A 22,462-nucleotide genomic window follows, 5' to 3' on the forward strand; every position below is an offset into this window, starting at 1 on the left:
TCATCTCCTATTTCCCCCTTTTCATCTCTATGGTATGATACATGGGAAACAAACAACATCTTACTTTATGAGGGGTAACATTATGAACAATCAGAAAAAAGCCGCAGCTGCGGCAACAAACGCAATTACGGAAGGTATTATCTGGAGACAGCTTTTGATTTTCTTTTTTCCTATTGTTCTCGGTACATTCTTCCAGCAGCTTTACAATACTGCAGACGCGATGATCGTCGGACGGTTCGTTGGAAAGGAGGCACTCGCCGCTGTAGGAGGTTCTTCTAATCAGATCATCAACCTGATCATCGGATTCTTTGTCGGTGTTTCATCAGGAGCAACTGTGATCATCGCCCAGCACTATGGTTCGAGAAAAGAAACCGAACTGTCCCATGCACTGCACACTGCGATTGCTTTCTCGACCGTATCCAGTATTTTTCTCATGGGCGCTGGCTATTTCCTGGCACCCGCGCTTCTTAGCATGATGAATACTCCGGAAAGCATGATGGCAGATTCCGTAACTTATCTCCGGATTTTCTTCCTCGGAATTTTGTTTACATTCATCTACAATATCGGCTCCAGTATCCTCCGCTCTGTCGGAGATTCCAAGCGACCACTGTACTACCTGATCGTCTGCTGCTTTTTGAACATCGGACTGGATCTTCTATTTGTACTCGTGTTCCATATGGGAATTGCCGGTGCTGCCATTGCAACAGTACTGTCTCAGGCAGTCAGTGCCATCCTTGTACTGCTCGCCCTGATACGGACATCCGATATTTACAAACTACATCTGAGAAAAGTCCGATTCTTCGAAGGCTCTCTATCCTCGATCCTTCGTATCGGAATTCCTGCAGGACTTCAAGCAGCCATGTACAGCTTATCAAATATTATTATCCAGACTGCTCTAAATGCACTTGGAACTGATACCGTAGCAGCATGGACTTCTTTCGGAAAAATGGATGCCTTCTGCTGGATGGTCATTTCCGCCTTTGGTATTTCTGCCACAACTTTTGTCGGACAAAATTATGGCGCTGGGAAATATGACCGCGTAAAAAAAAGTGTGCGTGTCTGCCTTGGGATGACACTTGCTTCATCCATCGCAATGAGTATATTTCTAATGACTGCAGGAAAGTATCTGTTCCATCTGTTTACGAGTGATCCGGAAGTCATCCGCATCGGAATCCAGATCCTGAACTACATGGCACCGGCTTATGCTCTGTTTGTCTTTATCGAAATCTACTCCGGAGCATTGCGTGGAATCGGTGATGTCATCATCCCGACAATCATGACATGCTGCGGTGTTTGCGTATTCCGTACACTTTGGGTATTCCTTCTTGTCCCAAAATCACCTACGATCGAAACAATCACATTGAGTTATCCAATCTCCTGGGGAATTACAGCCGTACTGTTTATCATTTACTATTATAAAAAGCAGAAAAAACTTGGTATGGAAAACTTCGATCAGTAAATCTTTATACGAAAAATATCAAAGGGAAATTGTGGCTTATTCTGCACAATTTCCCTTTACATTTTACTTTTATCTAGGTTTCCTCTTTTATAAATTTTCTTAAAAACTGTTTAGCACGTTCTGTCTTCGGATTTGTAAAAAATTGCTCTGGCTCTCCCTCTTCAATAATTTTCCCTTGATCAAGAAAGATGACTTTATCTGCAATGTTTTTCGCAAAACTCATCTCATGCGTGGATATAATCATTGTCATATGATTTTGGGCAAGCTTATACAAAAGACTTAAAACTTCTCCAACAAGTTCTGGATCCAAAGATGATGTGGGTTCATCAATCAACATAACTTCCGGTTCAACAGCCATTGCTCTTCCTATTCCTATCCTCTGTTGCTGCCCTCCAGACAACTGTGACGGATAACTATCACTCTTTTCTGTCAAACCTATCATCTGCAATATTTCCATTGCTTTTTCTTTTGCCTTTTTCTTTTCCATTCCCTGAACAGAAATCATAGGTTCCATGATATTTTGCAAAGCTGTCTTATTTTTAAAAAGATTATAGTTTTGGAAAACCATAGCTGTTTTTCCCCTTAAACGATAAATCTCCTGCTTTTGAATCTTTTTTGAATCCGCTGATATATTCCCTATCGTTATTTTCCCTTCGGAAGGTTTTTCAAGATAATTCAAACAGCGTAGCAAAGTAGATTTTCCTGTCCCCGATGGGCCAACCACTGCCAAAACTTTCCCTTTTTCTAATTCAAAAGAAATTCCATCCAAAACCTGCAATGCTCCAAAATTTTTCTTTAAATTTTCTACCTTGATCACCGTGTCCCCCTGCCTTCTAATATCACTTTCTAACTCTTAATAAATTCTATTCAGATATCTTTCTGTTTTTTGCTGAATCATTGATAAAACAGAAATAATAATCCAATAAATCAGCATTGCCGCCGCATACCCTTCTAAAAATCGATATGTCCGCGAGGTTTCCATACTGACTACTGCCATCATATCCTTATATCCAATCATAAAGCCAATTGCTGTTGATTTAAATAGATTAATAAAATTATTAGACAATCCTGGAACTGCAATTCTCGCAGCCTGTGGCAGTACAATTTTTCTGATTACTGTAAATGGTCTTAACCCAATCGATAATCCTGCTTCATACTGCCCTTTGTCTACTGAATTTAATGCTGCTCTTATATCTTCTGACATAAAAGCACAGTAATTACAACTTAGAGCAATAATAACCGCAGTAAATGGGGACATTTCTTTAATCGAATCACTAAACTGGGCAAATCCATAATAAAACAGAAATAATTGTCCGATAAATGGAGTTCCCCTAAAAAAAGAAACATACACCGAGCTGATAAAATTTAACCCTTTAATTCGATATTGCCTGATAATTGCCAGTAGCAATCCAAATACAAGTGATAATGCAAGTGAAAACACTGCTACTTTTACCGTTTCAGGAAGTAATTTTAAAATTTTAGGAATCATACTCAGAAAATAATCTACTCTGAAAGCATCCATATCTACTTCCCTCTTTTATTCCATCGGATCAAATCCAAACCACTTAATCGCAGTTTCTTTCATGAAGCCTTCTTCTTTTAACTCTTTCAAAACTTCATTTACATCATCCCTCAGAGCTTTCCCTTCTTCTGTTTTTGCAAATGGATATCCTGCATTTTCTGTGTATACCGGCTCACCCACTCCTTTTATCTCTAATCCCGACTCTTTTTTCACTGATTCAATGTGAAGAGAAGACATCAATGTAGCATCCAAACGTCTCATTGCTACATCCGCCGGAACTGCTGTACTTTCTTCATAATTTACATATTCAATTTTTCCATCTGGATCTAGTTCATCAAAATATGAATAAGCAATATCATCACTTAAAAGTCCGAGTTTCTTCCCATATAAATCTTCTACTGTTTCAATTGTATTATTATCTTCTGCAACTACGATTCGATATGGAACATAAAAATATACATCACTAAAATAATATTTTTCTTCTCTTTCCTCTGTAATTCCAATCTGGTCTGCTACTGTATCTACTCTCCCTGATTCCAACAGTTCAATTACTCCCGGAAATCCTGCTGTCTCCCACTTAATTTCACGTCCAAGCCTTTTCCCTATTTCTTCCCACACTTCTATTTCAAATCCTTCTAACTCACCAGTTTCCTCATTTGTCTCGGAAAAAAATGCATGCTGTCCTGTTGTTGAAATCACAATAGGATCTTGGGAATTATTTTTTCCTTTTGAAACAGACTGTTCTTTCTTCTCTGTTTTTTCCTCTACGTCCCCCTTTGAGCAGCCCATCATCATTCCCGCTACTAATACTACCGATAATCCAACTAAAACACTTTTTTTCATTTCCCATTCCTCCTGAAAATTTTATAATTCTTTTTCAGTTCTATTATAAAAATATAGAAATTAAATGTAAAATTAGAAATAGACATGAGATTATCAGTTTTACTTATGGACTTTTTTTAATTATTGATATTACTGATATTGCACATTTTCCTAGTGTATTTTCTATGGCATTCTAATGTTTCCATACAAAAATCATAAAAGAGAATTCCAGCCTTTGTCGGCATAAGATGATTCCTTCTTCGAATCACTAGCAAAACACCCATCTCTTTTTCAATTGACTTAATCTGTTGACTCATAGCACACTGGGTAATCCCATTCTTTTTTGCTGCAGCTGTAATACTTTCCAATTGTACAACATCAATAAAATAATATAACTTTTGAAAATTCATAGACCACCCCTCTTATTGCTTACTCAAAGATACATATTTTAAAAAATTATACACTAAAGCATTCTGATTGTTCTTTAAATATGCAACTCCTAATGTACAGATAAAATGAATATCTGAGATACTACTTTTTTTGAAACATTGATGATTATATTCTTCAAAGGACTCTGCCGTAAAAGTAATCCCTTTGTTATTTCTCACCTGCATTTTTACTGCCTCAAAAGAATTTGCAAACCTGATATCCATTTTATATTTTGACTTCTTTCTTAACTGCATTCCCTTCTTATGACAGCTAGGAACCATATCAATTGTTGGTACAATCAGCGTCTCTGATTCCAAATCTTTCAGTGTTAATTGTTCCTTTTTTGCAAGCGGATGCTCCTTTGACAAAAAAACCATTTGCTTTTCTGTGAAAAGAATCTTCCATTCAATCCCAGGAATATTTTCTAACTCACATGCTGTTCCAAAAATGACATCAATTTCCTGATTTAACAATTTATTACACAGCACAGAATAGCTTCCCTCCACAAAATTCAAAAGAATGTCTGGCTCTTTTGAACTATAACCAGCAATACATGCTAAAAATTTTTCTTCCATCACTCCTGAAAATCCAATTGTAAGTTCTCTCTTTCTCTCCCCCTCATAAATATCCTTTAGCTTATTTCTTAGGACTGCATATTCAGATAAAATTTTTATACATTCTTCATAAAAGATTTCTCCCTCTAAAGTATTTTTGATTCCCCCATGTTCTCTTATAAATAGCTGAACTCCCAACTCCTTTTCCAACGCAGCAATCTGTTGTGTCACTGCACTTTGATATACGAAATTCTTATCTGCGGCTTTTGTAAAACTGTTTAGTTCAAAAACATCTTTAAAATACTGCATTTTTTGTAAATCCATTTACTGACCCTGCTTCCATTTTCTTACTATGAGCAATTATACCAAATATAAAATTAAATATATAATCACTATTTTCTATATCAATATTTAAAATTTCTATAACTTTTTAGGTAAGAATCTTCTATCATCTTTCTCTAAATTAAAGAAACAAGGATTACAGACTCCCTATCTTCTCGGAAGTCTGTAATCCTTGTTTCTTTTATCTGTATGGTCTTTTTGCTTTTGATACTGTTGATTTCTTCTTGTCTGTACCTGACTCTGCCGCATCTGTTTCTCTTTCCTCTGTCGGCGGCGTCTCTGCTCCATCAGCCTTCGCTGCCTTCTCCTCTGTCGTTTTCTATAGACAAGCGCACAAAAAATCAAGCCCATTGCAATAATAACTGACACAACTATGCCAATAATCATCTTAACTTTCGGTGAAACAGTAAAAAGAGGCTTTTGTTCCTTCTGATCTGTCTCGTTTTTTTCTGTCTTCGTTCCTGCTGTGTTTGTCTGAAAATATGAATCTTTCAAAACAACTTCTGAGACTCCGACCGTCTGTCCATCGTAAGTGTAAGTCAACGTACCTTTCTTTGATTTCCCGCTTTTATCTTCCGGGACAATCTCCGCTTTTACATCTTGAAATTCCACATTCTTCGGTACAACAATGTAAGCATCTTCCTCTGTCTCTTTCACACCTTTTGGAAGATCCTTTCCCTCTAAAGGAATCTTTTTAAAATTATTGAAAACATATTCTGCCATATTTTTCGTATCCGGATAGACGTGAACCCCATGTGTTTTCAAATTCACAGAGACAAGCTGAAATTCTCCGTTGTCCAGATAAGAAACAAGAGTAGACAGTGCCTGGTCTGTATATCCCGTCTTTCCCCCAACACATGGCTCATAAAAGGTATCTGTTCCATCATAAAGCATCTGGTGGTACTGCTGAAATACTCGTTCCTCATTAACAAGATTTGTAGGCGGAATCCGGTGTTCGTATGTGTTCGTGATCTTCCGGAATTCCTCATGCTGAAATGCTGCCGCTGCAATGAGCGCCATATCTCTGGCAGAAACATAATGCTCTTCATCGTGAAGTCCATGTGGGTTTGTAAAATGTGTATTCGTACATCCCAGCTCCTCTGCCTTCTCGTTCATCATACGGATAAAATTATCATACCCATTTCCCACTGTGTCTGCAATCGCATAGGAAACTTCATTCGCAGATGCCAACAGCATCCCATATAAAGCATCCTCCATTGTGATCTCTTCTCCCGGCTGCATACCAATGCTTGCATCTCCATATTCAAGAAATGCCACCGACTCTTCGGTAAAATGAACCTTATCTGTCAGCTCACTGTTTTCCAATGCTACGAGCGCTGTCATGATTTTCGTAATACTCGCCGGAAATTCCTTCTCATCAATATTCTTTGCATAGAGGATTGCTCCACTGTTCATATCCATGATGATTCCCGCCTCCGCAAAGATTCCCGGTCCCTCTGGCCAGTTCTTCAACGCATTTGATTCCACAGGCATCTCATACACTGCCTTCTCTTCATCTGTAACTGCTGCCGCTGCTCCTTCTACCTCTGCTGCACATACCTCATGCACTGCCGTATTTGAAAAAACAAGTCCTGCTGCCAGCAGGAACGCGGCTAATCTATATCTCAATTTCATCTGTATTTCCTCCAAAACATCATAAGCGGTATTATAACATATTCTTGTTCTTCTTCCAACAAAAAATACATTTCCCTTACAAATATGTTTTTCTGCTTTTATCGGAAACAAAATAGAATTCCTCTGTCTCTCTTTGGAGCATTGCCCGAAACGGCATCGACTTGTTATTGATCCCTGGAAATTTCACAAGAACAGTGAAATCTCCAGAGATTTGATCTAATCATTGATCTGAAATAGATTTTTATTATATCTTCTGTATAAATTCTTCCATTGTTTTTGACTGAAAGGAAACCTGCATCCGGGCTTTTAGCACTGCTATGTCCTGCTGCTTTTCCATATCTAAAGCAGTGGGTTTTACAACACATTAGATAAAATTATCCCAATTCCTTTTCGCACATTTCAAGCGCCGCCTCAATAACCTTATCCATATCGTAGTACTTATAATTTCCAAGACGTCCGCCAAAGATCACATTCGACTCTTTCTCTGCCAACTCGCGGTATTTCTCAAACAATGTATTGTTCTGCTCGTTGTTGACTGGATAATATGGCTCCATTCCTACGCTCCACTCAGAAGAATACTCTCTGGAAATAACCGTCTTCTCCTGTGTACCGAACTCAAAATGCTTGTGCTCGATGATACGTGTATATGGCACTTCTCTCTCTGTATAATTCACAACTGCATTTCCTTGATAATTATCAGTATTTAAAACTTCTGTTTCAAAACGTACAGAACGATATTCCAGCGCACCCAGTTTATAATCAAAATACTCGTCAATCATTCCTGTAAATACGGTCTTCTCTGCAATATCCGGATTTTCCTTGATAAATGAAAAATAATCCGTATTTGTTTTCACATCAATGCCATCCAACATCTTTTCCACAATCTTTGTATAACCGCCCATAGGGATTCCCTGAAAACGGTCATTGAAGTAGTTATTATCATAAGTAAATCGGACCGGAAGGCGCTTGATGATAAATGCCGGAAGATCCTTACAGTCTCTTCCCCACTGTTTCTCAGTGTAGCCCTTTACTAACTTCTCAAATACATCCTTACCAACCAAAGATAATCCTTGCTCTTCCAGATTCTTTGGCTCAGTAATACCTGTCTCTGCCACCTGCTCAGCAATCTTTTCCTTCGCTTCCTGCGGTGTGCGGATATTCCACATCTTACTGAAAGTATTCATATTAAACGGTAAGTTATAAAGTTCATCCTTATACACAGCAATCGGAGAGTTAATGTAATTATTAAACTCAGCAAACTGATTGATGTATTCCCATATTTTCTTATTGGATGTGTGGAAAATATGTGCACCATACTTGTGCACATTGATTCCTTCGATTTCCTCACAATAAATATTTCCCGCAATGTGATCACGCTTGTCAATTACAAGACAATTTTTGCCCTTTTTCTTTGCCTCGTGAGCAAACACTGCTCCATATAATCCCGCTCCTACTACAAGATAATCGTATTTCATATTCGTTCTCCTTCTTCTGTTATTTTATAACAGTTTTCAATATCCTTTTCAATTTCAATCATTTTTCTACACTACTTACTTCAAATAAAATCATTCTCAAAAATAATTTACTCTCTGATAAAACAAATACTCTTTAGTGAATGTTCTAATTTTACTGCCAATTTTTAACTCCACCGGGTATTAAACCAATTAACCAATATGCCCAATAATTAGTTTTTCGACACAAACGTATATGCAATCCCCATATGCCATGCATATGACCAATTTCCCGCGCAATATCTGAGCACTCAGCAATTATTTTAGAATCAAATTCTTTAAGTTTTTCCTGTATTCTATTTTCAATCGGAAAAAGTAATATTGTATGAAATCCCAACCATACATATTTCGATATTCTTTTATGAAAATATTTTAGGTTTTGATTATTAGATTTTTTCATCTCGTTATAAAATTCACACAACTCATAACAATTTGCCAGTGCATCATCTACATGTTTCATTCTAGATTCACGGCTTACACTCTGTCCGTCGCGTCCTATTCTATAACAATAAATCGAATAATCAAAATATATAATACTATTTACTAACCTAAATGGAATTGTACAATACAATTGATCAGTATACAGACGATGTTCGGGAAGACGCACACCTGATTTTCTTAAAATATCTGTCTTAAAGATCAATGCCCACATACCAAATCCACCCTCAACATTGCATGAAGACAATAAAATTTCTTTATTAGGCAAAAAATTGCATCCTAAACTTGTTTTGTACTCATCTATTCCCTCTTTACATATCTCATAATTAGTAACAACAACATCTGAATTTATTCTTTCCAAATCACTAATTAATCTTTTTAAATTTCTAGAAAGATACCAATCATCGCCATCTAATAATTTAAAATATTTTCCTGTAGCATGAGCAATACTATAATTTACAGTTGAACCATATCCACCATTTTCTTTGTGTACGGCATGAAATGTTTCGGGATATTTTGATTCATATTCTCGTGCTATTTGAAGAGTATTATCATTTCCGCCATCGTCTACAATAAATACTTCTAATTTATCCAAAATTTCAGGCACAATGAGAGAGTCCAATGTATTTCTAATATATCCTTCAACATTATATGCCGCTATTGATATTGTTAATAATTTTTCCATAATTACTCCTCTTCCTTAAAATCTGCATTGTTCTTTTTATACCAGTATCTATATCATACTTTGCTTTCCAACCCAAATTTTGTAACTTTTTACTTTCTAACCTTGCCTTTGTCGCTTTACTGTATCCAACTGCTTCAACTTCATCTGGAATTTCAAACACAACTTTTGTACCTGCATATTCAGCAATTATTGTTGCTAAATCTTTCAACATAATATCTGATGCATCATCGGCAATATTATAGGCTTCACCACATTTTCCCTTCAATAAAACAGTTAAAAGTCCAGACACAGCATCTACCATATAGGTGTATGAATAATATTGTGTTCCTTGACTCTTTAATACAATATCTTCCCCTTGAATACCTTTCTTTAGGAACTGTGAAAGAGCCTTCGTATCAGATTCCAATAATGTAGGACCATATGATCGAGTTAAACGTGGAATGACAACATCCAATTCCTTTTGTCTGATATAAGCTTGACACAACGCTTCTCCACAACGTTTACTTTCTGGATACCCTGCTCTCATAGTATTAGAATTAATGTAACCGCAATATTCTTCATCAAATTTTTCTGTATCTCCACGATTTTCTCCATAAATTTCATTTGACGATGCAAAAGCACATCTTGTAGTGTGATGTGCCACTGCGAACTCAAGCATATTTTGAGTTCCAATGATATTTGTCATAACTGTACCAATAGGATCCATAGAATATGCCATTGGATGAGTGTTGCTTGCCAAATGTAAGATATAATTAACAGTTCCTAAATCATTTCTATTTAATGGCTGATTTATATCATAAGGAATAAAACAAAATAATTCATCCAAATAATAAACTTCAAATCGTTCCTTGGCCCGTTTTTCATTTCTTCCTAATGCATAAATCATACAATTCAAATCATTTACTTTATTCTTATACATAAGAACATCTATAAGAAAGCTACCTATCAAACCTGTCGCACCGGAAATCATAATAGATTTATCTTTCAATTTTTCCCATGGTAATGCAAGTTGTGCTACATATGCAATATCTTCCCGATATAATTCATTTTCATATAACTTCATAATAGCGCCTTTGTCCCTTCCTACTTCAGCCATGCATCTTTATCAGATTTTAAATATGCTTTAAACATTTCCAAATCATCTTTTGTCGTTAATTTTATATTTTTATCCGATCCCGCAGCGAAATACAAACGTTCTCCTAATTCAACCATCATTGTATTGGTATACGAAGATCCATAGATACCTATTTCTTTTTCAAATGCTTCATGATACGCATGATCTAATTTTCCAAATTTATATGCCTGCGGTGTAGATACTCTACGTAATGTTTCTCGCGGTATGTATTTTGTTGTAGAAATTTCGTCATCTACAACAAAAATTTGTTCATTATATGGTAATGATGTTACTGCATTTCCATATTGCTCACATTTTCCGATTACATCGGAAAGGACAGAAGAATCTACTAAAGGACGAATACCATCATGAATAATAATAATATCATCATCTGACAATTTTCCTTCAAGATTGTAAACACCATTTCTTATGGACTCTTGCCCAGTATTTCCTCCAGAAACAACCCATTTTAGTTTATCAATATTAAATTGTTTTGCATACGCCCATAAAATATCATGCCACCCATCAATACAAACAACTTCTATCGCATCAATTTGAGGATGTTTTTGGAAACTTTCCAATGTATATATCAAAACTGGCTTATCATATACATTAATAAACTGTTTTGGAATATCCTGACCCATCCGATGACCAGAGCCTCCTGCTATAATGATTGCTACATTCATAATTTAATCCTCTACTTTCTTAATATCAACTGGCAAAACTTTTCAGTTGCAGTTCCTGTTTCATATGAACCATAATATTCATGCTTTTCTTTCATTTTTTGTTTAAAAACTCTTTCGTCAAATGAACTAATTGCATCACACAATTCAGAATTATTCAAACAAATCGGAAATCCCCAGTTGTGAATATCCGTGCAAAATCCGGGATCCGCTCCATATTTTTCTAAATCATTAACAAATAAAAAGCAGGGTCTATTTGTAAACGAATAATCCCAAATCGAAGAGGAATAGTCTGTAATTAGCATATCCGATGTACATAACAGATCTTGCATATCCATATACTCAGATACATCAACAGCACCGGAGTACTTATTATTTGAATAATTATGATTCCTCACAAATATAACCACCTCTCTATCAAATCGTTTCTTAATTGCATCTGTAATTATATTGAAATCTGGTTGCGGAATATTTCCATCAAAACGCCATGTTGGTGCATATAAGACAATAAATTTATCTGATGGGATTTTATAAAATGCTTTTACTTTTTCAGCCCGCTCATTCATATCTTTTTCAGAAAATAACACATCATTTCTTGGCATTCCAATTTTTAATATTTCTCCTTCAAAATTAAAAGTCTGTTGTATCATATACTTTGTAAATAGAGTTCCACTTGTCAACATATGTGACGTTTCCTTCGCTGTTTTTTTTCGGTTTGCATCTACAAAAATATCATTTTGTAATTTTTTATATGCCCCTCCTGCATGCCAGGTATTAATATGCATTTGCTTTTTTCGCAATGGAATCCAACTATAAGAACCACAATTATTTATACTTATTTGGGCAGTTGCTTCATAAAAGATTCTTTTTATAGAACGATATTTAACAATCTTTATTCCATCTTTTTCTAAAAATAAAAACTTGTTAGGTTCATTAAATGCCCAAATGATTTCATATTGGTTTGGATAGTGTTTGACAATATATTCTGAAATTGATCTCGGATTACATGAATATTGTTTTCCGTTAAAACTATGTAAAATAATTCTATTTTGTTTAATAGGAAAAACGTATAATAAACTTACTACCATACTCATGCAACGAATCCCTATATATTTAATAATTTCTTTAATAACCCACTTCAATCTTTTCACATTAATTTCCTCTCTAAAATTATATTTTCTATAAAACTGAATTACACCTTCATTTCTACCTTTTTTGCAAACCCATATTCTCTTCTGTTTTGAGTAATCTCAAACATAATCGGTATTGCCCATTTGAAATACTATTGATGCACAAATATGTCCAGTTCTAAAACGATGTAGAGCTTGATTCATTTTAGTGTTAGATTCCACTACCTCTCCTCTTCTTTTGTATGTTCTTTCCACATATCATTTCATGATACTAATTTAATTTTTTCATAATTACATATATGATAAAAATACATAACCGTTCTCAACACTATGTGTTGACAAAACCACTATAAAAGATTGATGTTTTATCGAAGTCAATCTGTGAAATCCTTCATATTATTTTAGATTCCTAAATCCTCAAACCATTTTATACTTTCCAGAATAGTCTGTATTAATATATTCATAAATGTACTTTGCGTTATCTGAATAACTTTTCTCAAAGAACTATCAAACATAATATTTCCCTTTAGAACAAAAAATATATACAATTCTCAAAAGTTTTAACCATTTTACATCCTCTTACCTTTTTTCTGCTTAGAAAATATCATGTGCTTTTATGATCATATTTTACAATATTTTTTTCATAAAAATACTTTGCTGCATTTCTTTCTTTTCCTCTCTAAAACCACATTTTCTATAAAACTGAATTGCACCTTTGTCCTGCTTAAGAACTTGAAGTCGAATTTGTTTCATTCCTGCTTTTTTAGCTATTTTAATACATTCTTCCATCATTTGTGATCCCAAATGTAATCCCTGATACTCATTTGAAATACAAATTAAGGTAATATATGCTATATAAGTTTCTGTGTCATTTACATACATAGCTGCATATCCCGCCAATTTTGATTCATATTTCAGACCTAAAAAAACAGCTTTTCCATCAATCTTTTCGAAAAGTTCAGAAAAATTTTTTCTTTTTAACACACTAATTGTATACGCACTATCACATTCAGAAATGTATTCTAATTTTTCTGTCTTCTCATAAACTTGTTTTATACAAAACTTACATGTCTCTCCACTAAAAAGATTCTTCTTTTCTTCCTTTTGAAAGTTATCCATTCTTAAATTCCTTTTCTACTCCACTATCACTTGATAATAATTTTCAATATTATCTGTAATCTCAATCATTTCTTGCACCGTATTTGCTTTAAACAAAATTGTACCCAAAGAATGAGTCGTATTTTGATATGCAAATACCTTTTCTCCTGTATTTGCTGTGCAGTACACATCTAACAGATTACTCTTTTTAAAGTTCTCATCAAAATGAAGTTCCTTAAAAATACCTGTCTGTTTACTTAGAATCATGTAATTGCTCCATACTCCTGTTGTTGGAGTCATTTTGAGTTCTTCACACGATTCTCCCAGTGCACCTTTAATGGTATAATCAATCAAATCTACACCTGTAGCATATTGAATTAACTGCGGAATATAACTTCCACCATTTCTCGGCCCAAGTTCTAAAATATATGGAACATCATCTTTATCTAAAATGACCTCTATATTGTAAGCGCTTGTTTTCATGCCAAGAGCTGTAATTAAACGTTGCAATTCATCATCTACTTTTCGTTTTTGTTCTACCGTCAATAAAGAAGGCCAAAATTCACCGAGAGCTACATATTCTCTTGTGCCTTTTCCGCTGTAAAGTTCATTTCCATAACTGGTAAATACTAATTTCCCATCAACAGAAAATCCATCTCCTGAAATTTGGTACCCCTTTTTCTCAATAAACTCCTCAATGATAAAACGTTTCCCTCGCGAATAGGATAACGCTTCTTCTACAGCAGCCTTAACACCATCTTTCTCATATACTTTAACAACACCTTTACTTCCAGAAGAATCAACAGGTTTTACCATGATTGGAAAATGAAAACGTTGAATATCAGAAATGGCTTCTTCATAAGTACAGTACCCACATGCTTCAGGTGTATTAAACCCATTTTCTTTTAAAAACTCTCTAAATAAATCCTTTTCTGTCAGTGATTTTACAGACTTATATGGATTTCCCGGTAGTCCAAGTTTTTCAGAAACATAAGCTGCCGTCGGTGCCGCCGGATCAGATGCATATGCTACGATACCATCTATTTTTAATCGCTTTGCCAATGCAAGCACTCCCTCTAGATCTGTGGTACTTACATTATAAAATTCATCAGAATATTGATGTCCCGGATTATCTGGAAGATAATCACATGTAATTACATAATGACCCATTTTTTTTGCCTGTTTAATTGCTGGAATTTGTTGCATGGACCCACCTAGCATTAGTAATCTCTTCATTATATTTCTCCATTTCTCGTATATTTTTTATTTTCACTATAAACTGTCTACAAATTGTTTTATTCTTCGAAGACCCTCTTTGATTTTATCTTCATGCATGGTATAAGCAATGCGCACATACCCTTCACTCGCCTCTCCATATGTAATTCCCGGAACAACAGCTACTTGAACAGATTGTAAAAGCTCATAAGCAAACTCTTCACTTTTCAATCCCGTCTTTTGGATATTCACCATTGCATAGAAAGTTCCCTTTGGATATTTACAACTAAGTTTATCAATCGAATTAATTCCCTCTACAAGAACATTACGGCGTAACTCATAGCCATTACGCATATCATCAGAAGCTTTATCATCTCCTGAAAGCGCTGTAATTGCAGCGTACTGTGATGGAAGAGGCGCACATGCCGCTATGTTCTCTTGCAATTTAGGTAAATTTGTAATCAGTTCTTCAGGTCCTGCAAGATATCCTAATCTCCACCCAGTCATAGAATATCTTTTGGAACAACTATTTACAATTACCGCATGTTCTTTCATTCCCGGACAATCCAAAATAGATACAAATTTTGCTCCATCATATAAAATGCTTTTATAACATTCATCAAATATTATCGTAATATCGTTTTCAATAGCTATCTGGCTGATTGCTAAAAGGGTGTCATAATCATAAACCGTTCCCGTCGGATTATTAGGCGAATTAATGATAATTACACGAGTTTTATCTGTTATAGCAGCTCTGACAGCATCAGCCGTTACAATAAAGTCATGTTCTTCATCCGCAGCTACAAACACTGGTACCCCATTTAATATTTCTGTCATATGTTTATAATTCACCCAATACGGTGTCGGAATGATGACTTCTTCTCCTGGATTAATCAGACAACATAGGGAAAGATATATTCCTTCCATTGCCCCTACTGTAATCTGAATCTCTTTCTCTGGATTATATACTATATTTGTTTCTTTTTTTATTCTATCTGAAATCACATTTCTTAATTCTTGCAGCCCAGCATTCGCAGAATATTTTGTTTTTCCACCTAGAATAGCCTCACATCCTGCTTTCTTTATATAATCCGGTGTCTCGTAATCAGGGTCACCCAAAGTAAAATCAATTACATCATCATATTGCTTTGCCATATCAAATAGTTTTCTTGTAAGCGAAGGCTGAATCCGATTCGCCATGTCTGATATTCTCATTATTTTTCTCCTAGTACTTCTCTATAATATTTCTCTGGAATATGATTAGAGTCCATAACTGTCCCATCTTCAAAATATCCCATAAATGTTCCCTCACTAAATCCATCTGCTCTAGTAGTCTTATCCTTTCCAAAAAGGGTTTCTCTAAAAAGTAACCATAACAACTTCATATCTGTCATAAAGCTAATATGTTCTGCATACCACGCATCATTTTCCAAACGATTCTCCCATGTCATAATCTTAGATGGATCACGTAATGGACAATCTAATCCAGGTTTTACCATATGCCGTGCCTCATGATAACGATTAAATCTTCCCTCATATACCAAAGGCAAAGGGCGTGGGCCAATAATTGACATATCACCTTTAAAAATATTTACGAAATTCAACAACTCATCCAAAGAAGTAGAACGTACAAAACGTCCCCACTTTGTTACTCGTAAATCAGCTCTCAACAGATTACCATTTTCATCTGTTTTGTTTGTCATATTACGAAATTTTATCATGGTAAATGGTTTTCCATTTTTTCCTATTCTTTTTTGTTTAAAGAAAATTGGAAATCCAACATCAAACATTGTAACAATGCCAATGAAAAGATTTATAGGGAAAAACACAAGTAATGCAATCCCTGAAATAAAAAGATCTATTAGTCTTTTTCCAAAACAGGTATAAAATGTGTTTTTCACATTAAGATTCGGATATTTTTCATTGGATTTTTGAAGATTATCCTGTTTAATTAAATTTGCAATCTCAAGTTTTTTTTCTTCAGAAAGTTTATCGTAATCAAAAAGTTTCATATTTCCCCCATTTTCTAACTCTTTTTAATAATTAATCTAAGATACAACAACAATAAAATAAATAAAGCACTACTCATAAATCCGATAAAACTGTAAACTATAATCATCGCAGAAAAGGCTTTTTCTTTAAGTACTAGAAGAATGCCTATTGCTAGGCAAATTACAATGGATGTCACACAAACCATCCTTCTATTTCTTTTAATCATTTCTTTATACGTTTCTATACCACAATCTCTCGCCGTAAAAAATATATATAATTTTTTCTGTAACCAATCTTCCTTTTTTGTATAAGGACTTTCTTCATAATCACAAATTAAAATATATGCTATAAAAAATCTAAGAATTGGATATGTCGTAACAGCAGTAATAAAATATAACAATAAATACAATGTTTCAAAAATAAATTCATTATATTCTCTTGTTTTAAATGCATGGATTCCGCTCATGATATATGGAATCACTATCAGACTTGTCATCAAAATACCACCACAGGCAATAAAATATACCAGTCCCATGCTCATTCCTTGCTTATATTCAGCAAAAGCCAACACTGCTTCTTGATTTTCAAACCCCACACCAATAATAGGGGAATCCAACCATGCTTTGAAGCATGCCATTATATGATCCGTTCGAACATTCATTGATCCCGCCCCTGATGGAGTCGTCAACTTATTCAATAAGATACCTACTACCAAAACAACTCCCAACAAAACTAAAAGCAAAAATGCAAGTTTATGAATAGATTTTTCCTTTTGAGAAAAAACTATTTTTGCTAAATATAAAACAAATACCGCGATGAGAAATACATAAGTTGTAGTTGAAAAAGTAGTTAATGCTGTAATTCCCAATAAAATCACTTTCCACCAATGTGTTTTTTGTAAAAGAAACATTTCACCTGCCAAAGCAACACATAAAACAAAATTATACATTGGTCCTTCCGGAAAAATACCGCAGTTTCTTGGTATATAAAGTGTTTCATTTAGATAAAGCTTTTGAGACTCATAATATATATTGTGAAACGTGCGTATATCCTCAGTCCAAGTTCCCCATATCAAAGAAGTTCGTCCACTTTCCGGAATAAGTGTTAGACATGTCCCTCCTAAATAAAAAATCAATGAAATTATAGCATATATCACAGCAATATTTATGAACGCTTTCCAAACAATATTGGAATCCTCTGCTTGATATAAAAAAAACATAAACCAAACAATTAATAAAAAGAAAAAAGAAAAATACCAATTAAAGTTTCCTTGAAACTGATATATATATGTAATACAACATATAAAAAATAAAAAAATCTTTTTCTTATTATTAATTGACAAATGATTTACTTTATTTGTATTTAGCAAGAACAATCCTAAACTTACAATAATCGTAGCAGCTAACAGCCACCAATAAAGTTGTTCTTGTTCTAATGATAATGAAACATCACATGCCCATGCCCCTCCAGTACTTACAAGCAGAAAAAAAGCAATCATGTACGCGCCAAAAACGGTAATTATTTTCTTGAAATTCAATTTATGTTTACTAAACGTCATCTAATTTCTCCTACTTCATATATGTAATATTATTTTTTAGACAAAATCACATCACAAATTTTATCCACATCTGTCAATTCTAAGTTTTCATATAACGGTAATGTCAAAATATTTAAAGAAACATCCCTTGCAATAGGTGTCTCATATTTACTATATTGATCTTTATAACAAGTCATATCATTTACAGCCGGATAAAAATATTTTCTTGCATATATTTCATTCTTTTTAAGCAATTCATCTACTTCATCTCTATTTTTCCCAAATTGTTCTTTCGAAAAATATACCGGAAAGTAAGCGTAATTGGGTTCTACATCTTCTTGAAGTGAACATAATTTAATTCCATCTATTCCTGATAGTCTTTCTATATATCTTTGATAAACTTGCTTTCTCTTTTCAATACAAATAGCAATTCTATTTAGATTACAAATACCCATTGCAGCACGAAACTCATCCAGTTTTGCATTTCCTCCAATACTGACTACATCATCTGGTCCATGGATCCCAAAATTTTTCAAATCATGTAAATTGATTCTGTAGGAAGAATCTTTAAATGCTACCGCACCACCTTCTATCGAATGAAAACATTTTGTCGCATGGAAAGAGAACATTGATGCATCACCAAAATTCCCAATTCCTATCCCCTTATAAGTACATCCAAAAGCATGTGCCGCATCATAAATAACCTTTAGATTATATTTTTTTGCAATTTGTTCTATCCTCTCTACATCACAAACATTTCCATACACATGCACTGGCATAATTGCCACAGTTTTATCTGTAATCAATTCTTCAATTTTATCTGGATCCATTGTATAATCATCCGGCTTAATATCACAGAATACAGGTGTTAACCCATTTCTTGAAATTGCATGTGTTGTGGAAACAAATGTAAAGGGTGTTGTAATCACTTCTCCCTCCGGAATATTTAATCCCATAGCTTGCATTCCCATCTCTAATGCCATGTGCCCATTCACAAATAAAGATAAATACGGAACCTTTAAATACTCAATTAATTGATGTTGAAACCTTTTATAGATTGGTCCCATGTTTGTTAAAATTTTACTTTCAAATATTGGTTTAATTTCTTTAATATAATCTTCTAAGTCAGGCATAGAAGATTGAGTCACATAAATAGCCATTTTTCCCTCCATCTTTTGTATTTACTTTATGCTCTTAACTTCCTCCATAATTTAATATATTAAGTCTGGTAAAACGGATACTTCAAGTCGAATATTTTACTCCTATAAGGGAATCAACTCTAAATATTTCGCACAAGAAAAGCACCCCATTCTTTCTGAATGCTGTACAATTGAACTATCAACAATAATCTACTCCCTCAAACAAGTGGTTACTTATTGAAACCATTATACCTCATTCCAATAATCTTTACAATTTATCCTCATTCTTCCTCATCCCCTATTTTCTCCATATTTTTTTAAATAATGACTCTACAGTATCAGATACAAAGTCTTCTTTTAATATCAGCAAAATGACCCCATATACTCCAAAAAATAAAATGGCTGATACACATAATGTTCCAAACACATTCATTGTTATTTTATTCTGGAATATTACTCCAACTATAGATGCGAACATAATTGCCACAACTATTTTCCACACTTGAACATGTCTTACCATTTCCCACAACTGCTTTCTCAAATATATACACTGCACAATCAATACAAGTAATTCTGCCATAGTTGTTGAAAATGCAGCTCCTGTTGAACCAAACTTCGGAATTAATACTAGATTTAAAACGAAATCTAATACTGCTCCCGCTGCAACTGAACATACAACGTTACTTTCTCTTCCTAGCGGTGTTAATATCTGAATTCCCGTTATATTAGACAATCCAATCAAAATCAATGTAGGCATTAAAATAATCATGGCTGCTGTCGCTGGCAAAAATGATTCTCCCGCAAGAAACAGTATAGATTCTTTTACATAAATAATAAAATATACTGTCATAGGAATTGAAACAACCAGTACGAACTGAAATGCTTTTGTAACCATTCTTTGAAATTCTTCTTTCTTCTTTTGTTGAATATAATAAGAAAGTCTCGGAAGAAGAACTGTTCCCAATGATGTTACACTTGTTACAAGGACTGTTTTTACTTTTATCCCTGCATTGTAATAACCTACTTCCACATCCCCCTTCATGAACCCAAGCATCACCAGATCTAAATTCAAATATACGCTTGTTGCAACAGAAAGTAAAAAGAATGTCAAAATCCCTTTTCCATGTTGTCTTAAATTATACTTATTCTGCTTTTTTAATGTAATAAACTTTCTCAAGCGCAAAAAATTAAGTATATAAGATCCAAAGCTTCCGACTACATGAATTGATCCATAAATAATATAGTCTTTGGGCTCTTTCACTAATAAAAACATTAGAATAAGACCTATGATTTTAAACAGAACCGCACAGACCGTAATATAAGAATATTGTTCCAGAGCACTATAAAACCACTGCACCCCTATTGTTGTTAACCCTATGCTTACTCCCATGACAATGAGAAGTTCTTTTTGTCCTGCAAATTGTGGTATAATAAATAAAAGAATAAAAAATATAGCATATGTGATTGCTGTTGTAATCCCACTAATGATTAATAACTCCTGCACAGTTTGCGAGAGTTTTTCCTTATCATCTCTCACTCGTGCACAAGCCCGAATTCCATAAGTCGGAATTCCCAATGTTGCAAACATTGTAAAATAAGAAACAACGGATGTCGCAAATGCCACTTTTCCACTTCCCTCTACAAGAAGAACTCTTGATATGTACGGAAATGTAATCAGCGGAAATAAAATGGACGAGACCGTCAAAATAGCATTCATAATGAAATTAAATTTTACTGTTCTGATTCTCATTTATTGTTCTTTTTCTCCTTACTCTTTGAAAAACGAAATTTCTCAAACTTCCATTTTTCATTAATATATACAGTGAATCCACCTCTGAATTTCACCTTCATTGTAACAAAAAACCAATACATAAGTGCAAGCAAAATCAGTGTTGTCACAAAAGTCTGGCTAACTCCCTGCAAATAGAAGTATCCATCGATTGGATGAAATACAATCGTATAAACTATGTAAGAATACAATACTAACCAAAATCCCGTATTCTTAAAAGTTCTATATTTTAATTTGTTGTAAAAAACACTCATTGTTCCTGCCATCACTCCCTGCAGGATCATCGCTCCGATATACCCAAAATCATAGATCCACCTGCGGTATGCTGTATAAATATTTCCAACCATGACATCCCCATAATATCTAAATTCCAAGTGAATCGGATAAAATTTATCTAAGTTCAATAAGCCTAAATTATACAATTTTAAATTTAAGTTATAAAAAGTTTCTTTTCCAAAGATTTCTGAAGCTGCGGGTGGATGTTTGAAAAACTGATTCAAACACTCAATAGAACAGCCACAGTAAAAGGTAATATACTCCAGCAATCCTTTTGTGTTAATTCTTCCTACGAGGCTGGCACTTAAATAGAAAAGAACCAATCCTCCACAAGCGGCAATTGCTAATATTCCTATTGTTTTGATAGAGATATATGCTTTCCCGGTATGGTATGACCAAATCAAAAAGTAAATAACAATTCCTCCAACTAGAATTTGAAGCATCTGTAATCTGTCTGAGACTAAAAATCCATTACAGAGATGCAGCAAAACCGGAAGAAGACACGCCCCTAACTTTAAAGCTTTTTCTTTTGTCATTCTTCTCCCTGTTGCAACAAGATTATTGACAAAAATATACAAGAAAATATACGCGCATAACATAGCGATTCGCTCTACCTGTCCAAGCCACCATGGCAATGATTCTTTTAAAGTAACTGAAGTTACTTCTTTAAAAATATTAAGTGCTTGCGAAAGTGTGTTGAATTTTCCATTTCTGCTTGCAATTTCAATCATGTTAAAATACAACAATGCAATATAAACCGCACAAAATGCACTTGCAGCTATAATTTTCCACCATGGAAGATCAATTTCTTTTACTGCGATTTTTTTTCTGGTACCCTCGTATCTTTTCTTATATTTCCTGTCAATCGCAACACCAATCACAACAAATTCCGCTGCTCCGATTAAAAGCACAAAAAATGTCATTGGAATCATAGAAATTCCCCATCGTTCTACATTAAATAATGCACATCCCACACTCACTATGTACGCCAACAAAAATAGCAGCGCCGGAGTAAATATGTCTTTATTCACTTTTACATAGAGTATTCCATATAAGACTACTAAGAGTCCAAATAATAAATAAATCAACATA

General features: G+C 34.3%; 20 protein-coding genes. 1 reads left to right on the forward strand and 19 read right to left on the reverse strand.

All coding sequences use genetic code 11. From position 1 onward, the window contains the following. The first annotated feature begins 82 nt into the window (after window positions 1-82). Window positions 83-1,459 (forward strand): MATE family efflux transporter, encoded by a 1,377-nt coding sequence (locus tag ACGG81_RS13255; protein WP_120105772.1) that lies wholly within the window; start codon window positions 83-85, stop codon window positions 1,457-1,459. Window positions 1,460-1,532: 73 nt separating this feature from the next. On the opposite strand, the gene ACGG81_RS13260 is transcribed toward ACGG81_RS13255, so the two are convergent. The 19 genes from ACGG81_RS13260 to ACGG81_RS13350 all read right to left on the reverse strand — a co-directional run bounded on the left by ACGG81_RS13260 (window position 1,533) and on the right by ACGG81_RS13350 (window position 22,461). Further along, complete coding sequence (locus ACGG81_RS13260) at window positions 1,533-2,276, reverse strand: amino acid ABC transporter ATP-binding protein (RefSeq protein WP_016439488.1); 744 nt, start codon at window positions 2,274-2,276, stop codon at window positions 1,533-1,535. Window positions 2,277-2,312: 36 nt separating this feature from the next. After that, window positions 2,313-2,981, reverse strand: coding sequence for an amino acid ABC transporter permease (locus ACGG81_RS13265; RefSeq protein WP_016439487.1), 669 nt, complete (start codon window positions 2,979-2,981; stop codon window positions 2,313-2,315). A 15-nt stretch (window positions 2,982-2,996) separates the two neighbouring features. After that, entirely contained in the window at window positions 2,997-3,824 is an 828-nt protein-coding gene (locus tag ACGG81_RS13270) for a transporter substrate-binding domain-containing protein (RefSeq protein WP_120105771.1), read from the reverse strand. 116 nt (window positions 3,825-3,940) lie between these two features. Beyond that, complete coding sequence (locus ACGG81_RS13275; RefSeq protein ID WP_016439485.1) at window positions 3,941-4,213, reverse strand: LysR family transcriptional regulator; 273 nt, start codon at window positions 4,211-4,213, stop codon at window positions 3,941-3,943. Between the two features lie 12 nt (window positions 4,214-4,225). Continuing rightward, complete coding sequence (locus ACGG81_RS13280; RefSeq protein ID WP_270602147.1) at window positions 4,226-5,110, reverse strand: LysR family transcriptional regulator; 885 nt, start codon at window positions 5,108-5,110, stop codon at window positions 4,226-4,228. Between the two features lie 165 nt (window positions 5,111-5,275). Beyond that, the gene (locus ACGG81_RS13285; RefSeq protein WP_390108768.1) at window positions 5,276-6,763 is read right to left on the reverse strand and encodes a D-alanyl-D-alanine carboxypeptidase family protein; all 1,488 of its coding nucleotides are present in this window, start codon (window positions 6,761-6,763) and stop codon (window positions 5,276-5,278) included. Window positions 6,764-7,137: 374 nt separating this feature from the next. Then, window positions 7,138-8,238: a UDP-galactopyranose mutase gene (glf, locus tag ACGG81_RS13290; RefSeq protein ID WP_390108770.1), complete on the reverse strand. Its 1,101-nt coding sequence runs from the start codon at window positions 8,236-8,238 to the stop codon at window positions 7,138-7,140. A 151-nt stretch (window positions 8,239-8,389) separates the two neighbouring features. Then, the gene (locus ACGG81_RS13295) at window positions 8,390-9,397 is read right to left on the reverse strand and encodes a glycosyltransferase (protein WP_278887790.1); all 1,008 of its coding nucleotides are present in this window, start codon (window positions 9,395-9,397) and stop codon (window positions 8,390-8,392) included. Next, window positions 9,360-10,493, reverse strand: a complete 1,134-nt coding sequence (locus tag ACGG81_RS13300) for an NAD-dependent epimerase/dehydratase family protein (RefSeq protein ID WP_390108773.1) — start codon at window positions 10,491-10,493, stop codon at window positions 9,360-9,362. The genes ACGG81_RS13295 and ACGG81_RS13300 overlap by 38 nt, the downstream gene beginning before the upstream one ends. Beyond that, window positions 10,481-11,197 (reverse strand): 2-C-methyl-D-erythritol 4-phosphate cytidylyltransferase, encoded by a 717-nt coding sequence (locus ACGG81_RS13305; protein ID WP_390108776.1) that lies wholly within the window; start codon window positions 11,195-11,197, stop codon window positions 10,481-10,483. The genes ACGG81_RS13300 and ACGG81_RS13305 overlap by 13 nt, the downstream gene beginning before the upstream one ends. Window positions 11,198-11,208: 11 nt before the next feature. Beyond that, window positions 11,209-12,345, reverse strand: coding sequence for a CDP-glycerol glycerophosphotransferase family protein (locus tag ACGG81_RS13310; protein ID WP_390108782.1), 1,137 nt, complete (start codon window positions 12,343-12,345; stop codon window positions 11,209-11,211). A 606-nt stretch (window positions 12,346-12,951) separates the two neighbouring features. Then, window positions 12,952-13,443 (reverse strand): GNAT family N-acetyltransferase, encoded by a 492-nt coding sequence (locus ACGG81_RS13315; RefSeq protein WP_390108785.1) that lies wholly within the window; start codon window positions 13,441-13,443, stop codon window positions 12,952-12,954. 15 nt (window positions 13,444-13,458) lie between these two features. Continuing rightward, a complete protein-coding gene (locus ACGG81_RS13320) occupies window positions 13,459-14,628 on the reverse strand; it encodes an acetyl-CoA carboxylase biotin carboxylase subunit family protein (RefSeq protein WP_390108788.1) in 1,170 nt (389 codons plus the stop codon). A gap of 66 nt (window positions 14,629-14,694) precedes the next feature. Beyond that, on the reverse strand, window positions 14,695-15,852 hold the full coding sequence (locus tag ACGG81_RS13325) for a pyridoxal phosphate-dependent aminotransferase (protein WP_390108790.1): 1,158 nt from the start codon (window positions 15,850-15,852) through the stop codon (window positions 14,695-14,697). Continuing rightward, a complete protein-coding gene (locus ACGG81_RS13330) occupies window positions 15,852-16,649 on the reverse strand; it encodes a sugar transferase (RefSeq protein ID WP_390108793.1) in 798 nt (265 codons plus the stop codon). Before ACGG81_RS13330 ends, ACGG81_RS13325 begins: the two co-directional genes overlap by 1 nt. A 14-nt stretch (window positions 16,650-16,663) precedes the next feature. After that, window positions 16,664-18,187 carry an O-antigen ligase family protein gene (locus tag ACGG81_RS13335; RefSeq protein ID WP_390108794.1) on the reverse strand — a complete coding sequence of 508 codons (1,524 nt, stop codon included), beginning with the start codon at window positions 18,185-18,187 and terminating at the stop codon, window positions 16,664-16,666. A gap of 29 nt (window positions 18,188-18,216) precedes the next feature. Beyond that, on the reverse strand, window positions 18,217-19,326 hold the full coding sequence (locus tag ACGG81_RS13340; protein WP_116441386.1) for a DegT/DnrJ/EryC1/StrS aminotransferase family protein: 1,110 nt from the start codon (window positions 19,324-19,326) through the stop codon (window positions 18,217-18,219). Between the two features lie 277 nt (window positions 19,327-19,603). Continuing rightward, window positions 19,604-21,055 carry a flippase gene (locus tag ACGG81_RS13345; RefSeq protein ID WP_390108797.1) on the reverse strand — a complete coding sequence of 484 codons (1,452 nt, stop codon included), beginning with the start codon at window positions 21,053-21,055 and terminating at the stop codon, window positions 19,604-19,606. Next, on the reverse strand, window positions 21,052-22,461 hold the full coding sequence (locus ACGG81_RS13350; RefSeq protein WP_008977244.1) for an O-antigen polymerase: 1,410 nt from the start codon (window positions 22,459-22,461) through the stop codon (window positions 21,052-21,054). Before ACGG81_RS13350 ends, ACGG81_RS13345 begins: the two co-directional genes overlap by 4 nt. Window position 22,462: the final 1 nt, after the last annotated feature.

The sequence above is a fragment of the Faecalimonas umbilicata genome (genome assembly GCF_042846195.1).
Taxonomy (GTDB): Bacteria; Bacillota; Clostridia; order Lachnospirales; family Lachnospiraceae; genus Faecalimonas; species Faecalimonas umbilicata.

Excerpts from the sequence above, each read along its gene's own strand:
- ACGG81_RS13255 (WP_120105772.1), top strand. The coding sequence starts at position 83 with ATGAACAATCAGAAAAAAGCCGCAGCTGCGGCAACAAACGCAATTACG.
- ACGG81_RS13265 (WP_016439487.1), bottom strand. The coding sequence starts at position 2,981 with ATGGATGCTTTCAGAGTAGATTATTTTCTGAGTATGATTCCTAAAATT.
- ACGG81_RS13270 (WP_120105771.1), bottom strand. The coding sequence starts at position 3,824 with ATGAAAAAAAGTGTTTTAGTTGGATTATCGGTAGTATTAGTAGCGGGA.
- ACGG81_RS13275 (WP_016439485.1), bottom strand. The coding sequence starts at position 4,213 with ATGAATTTTCAAAAGTTATATTATTTTATTGATGTTGTACAATTGGAA.
- ACGG81_RS13280 (WP_270602147.1), bottom strand. The coding sequence starts at position 5,110 with ATGGATTTACAAAAAATGCAGTATTTTAAAGATGTTTTTGAACTAAAC.
- ACGG81_RS13285 (WP_390108768.1), bottom strand. The coding sequence starts at position 6,763 with ATGAAATTGAGATATAGATTAGCCGCGTTCCTGCTGGCAGCAGGACTT.
- glf (WP_390108770.1), bottom strand. The coding sequence starts at position 8,238 with ATGAAATACGATTATCTTGTAGTAGGAGCGGGATTATATGGAGCAGTG.
- ACGG81_RS13295 (WP_278887790.1), bottom strand. The coding sequence starts at position 9,397 with ATGGAAAAATTATTAACAATATCAATAGCGGCATATAATGTTGAAGGA.
- ACGG81_RS13300 (WP_390108773.1), bottom strand. The coding sequence starts at position 10,493 with ATGGCTGAAGTAGGAAGGGACAAAGGCGCTATTATGAAGTTATATGAA.
- ACGG81_RS13305 (WP_390108776.1), bottom strand. The coding sequence starts at position 11,197 with ATGAATGTAGCAATCATTATAGCAGGAGGCTCTGGTCATCGGATGGGT.
- ACGG81_RS13315 (WP_390108785.1), bottom strand. The coding sequence starts at position 13,443 with ATGGATAACTTTCAAAAGGAAGAAAAGAAGAATCTTTTTAGTGGAGAG.
- ACGG81_RS13320 (WP_390108788.1), bottom strand. The coding sequence starts at position 14,628 with ATGCAACAAATTCCAGCAATTAAACAGGCAAAAAAAATGGGTCATTAT.
- ACGG81_RS13325 (WP_390108790.1), bottom strand. The coding sequence starts at position 15,852 with ATGAGAATATCAGACATGGCGAATCGGATTCAGCCTTCGCTTACAAGA.
- ACGG81_RS13330 (WP_390108793.1), bottom strand. The coding sequence starts at position 16,649 with ATGAAACTTTTTGATTACGATAAACTTTCTGAAGAAAAAAAACTTGAG.
- ACGG81_RS13335 (WP_390108794.1), bottom strand. The coding sequence starts at position 18,187 with ATGACGTTTAGTAAACATAAATTGAATTTCAAGAAAATAATTACCGTT.
- ACGG81_RS13340 (WP_116441386.1), bottom strand. The coding sequence starts at position 19,326 with ATGGCTATTTATGTGACTCAATCTTCTATGCCTGACTTAGAAGATTAT.
- ACGG81_RS13345 (WP_390108797.1), bottom strand. The coding sequence starts at position 21,055 with ATGAGAATCAGAACAGTAAAATTTAATTTCATTATGAATGCTATTTTG.
- ACGG81_RS13350 (WP_008977244.1), bottom strand. The coding sequence starts at position 22,461 with ATGTTGATTTATTTATTATTTGGACTCTTAGTAGTCTTATATGGAATA.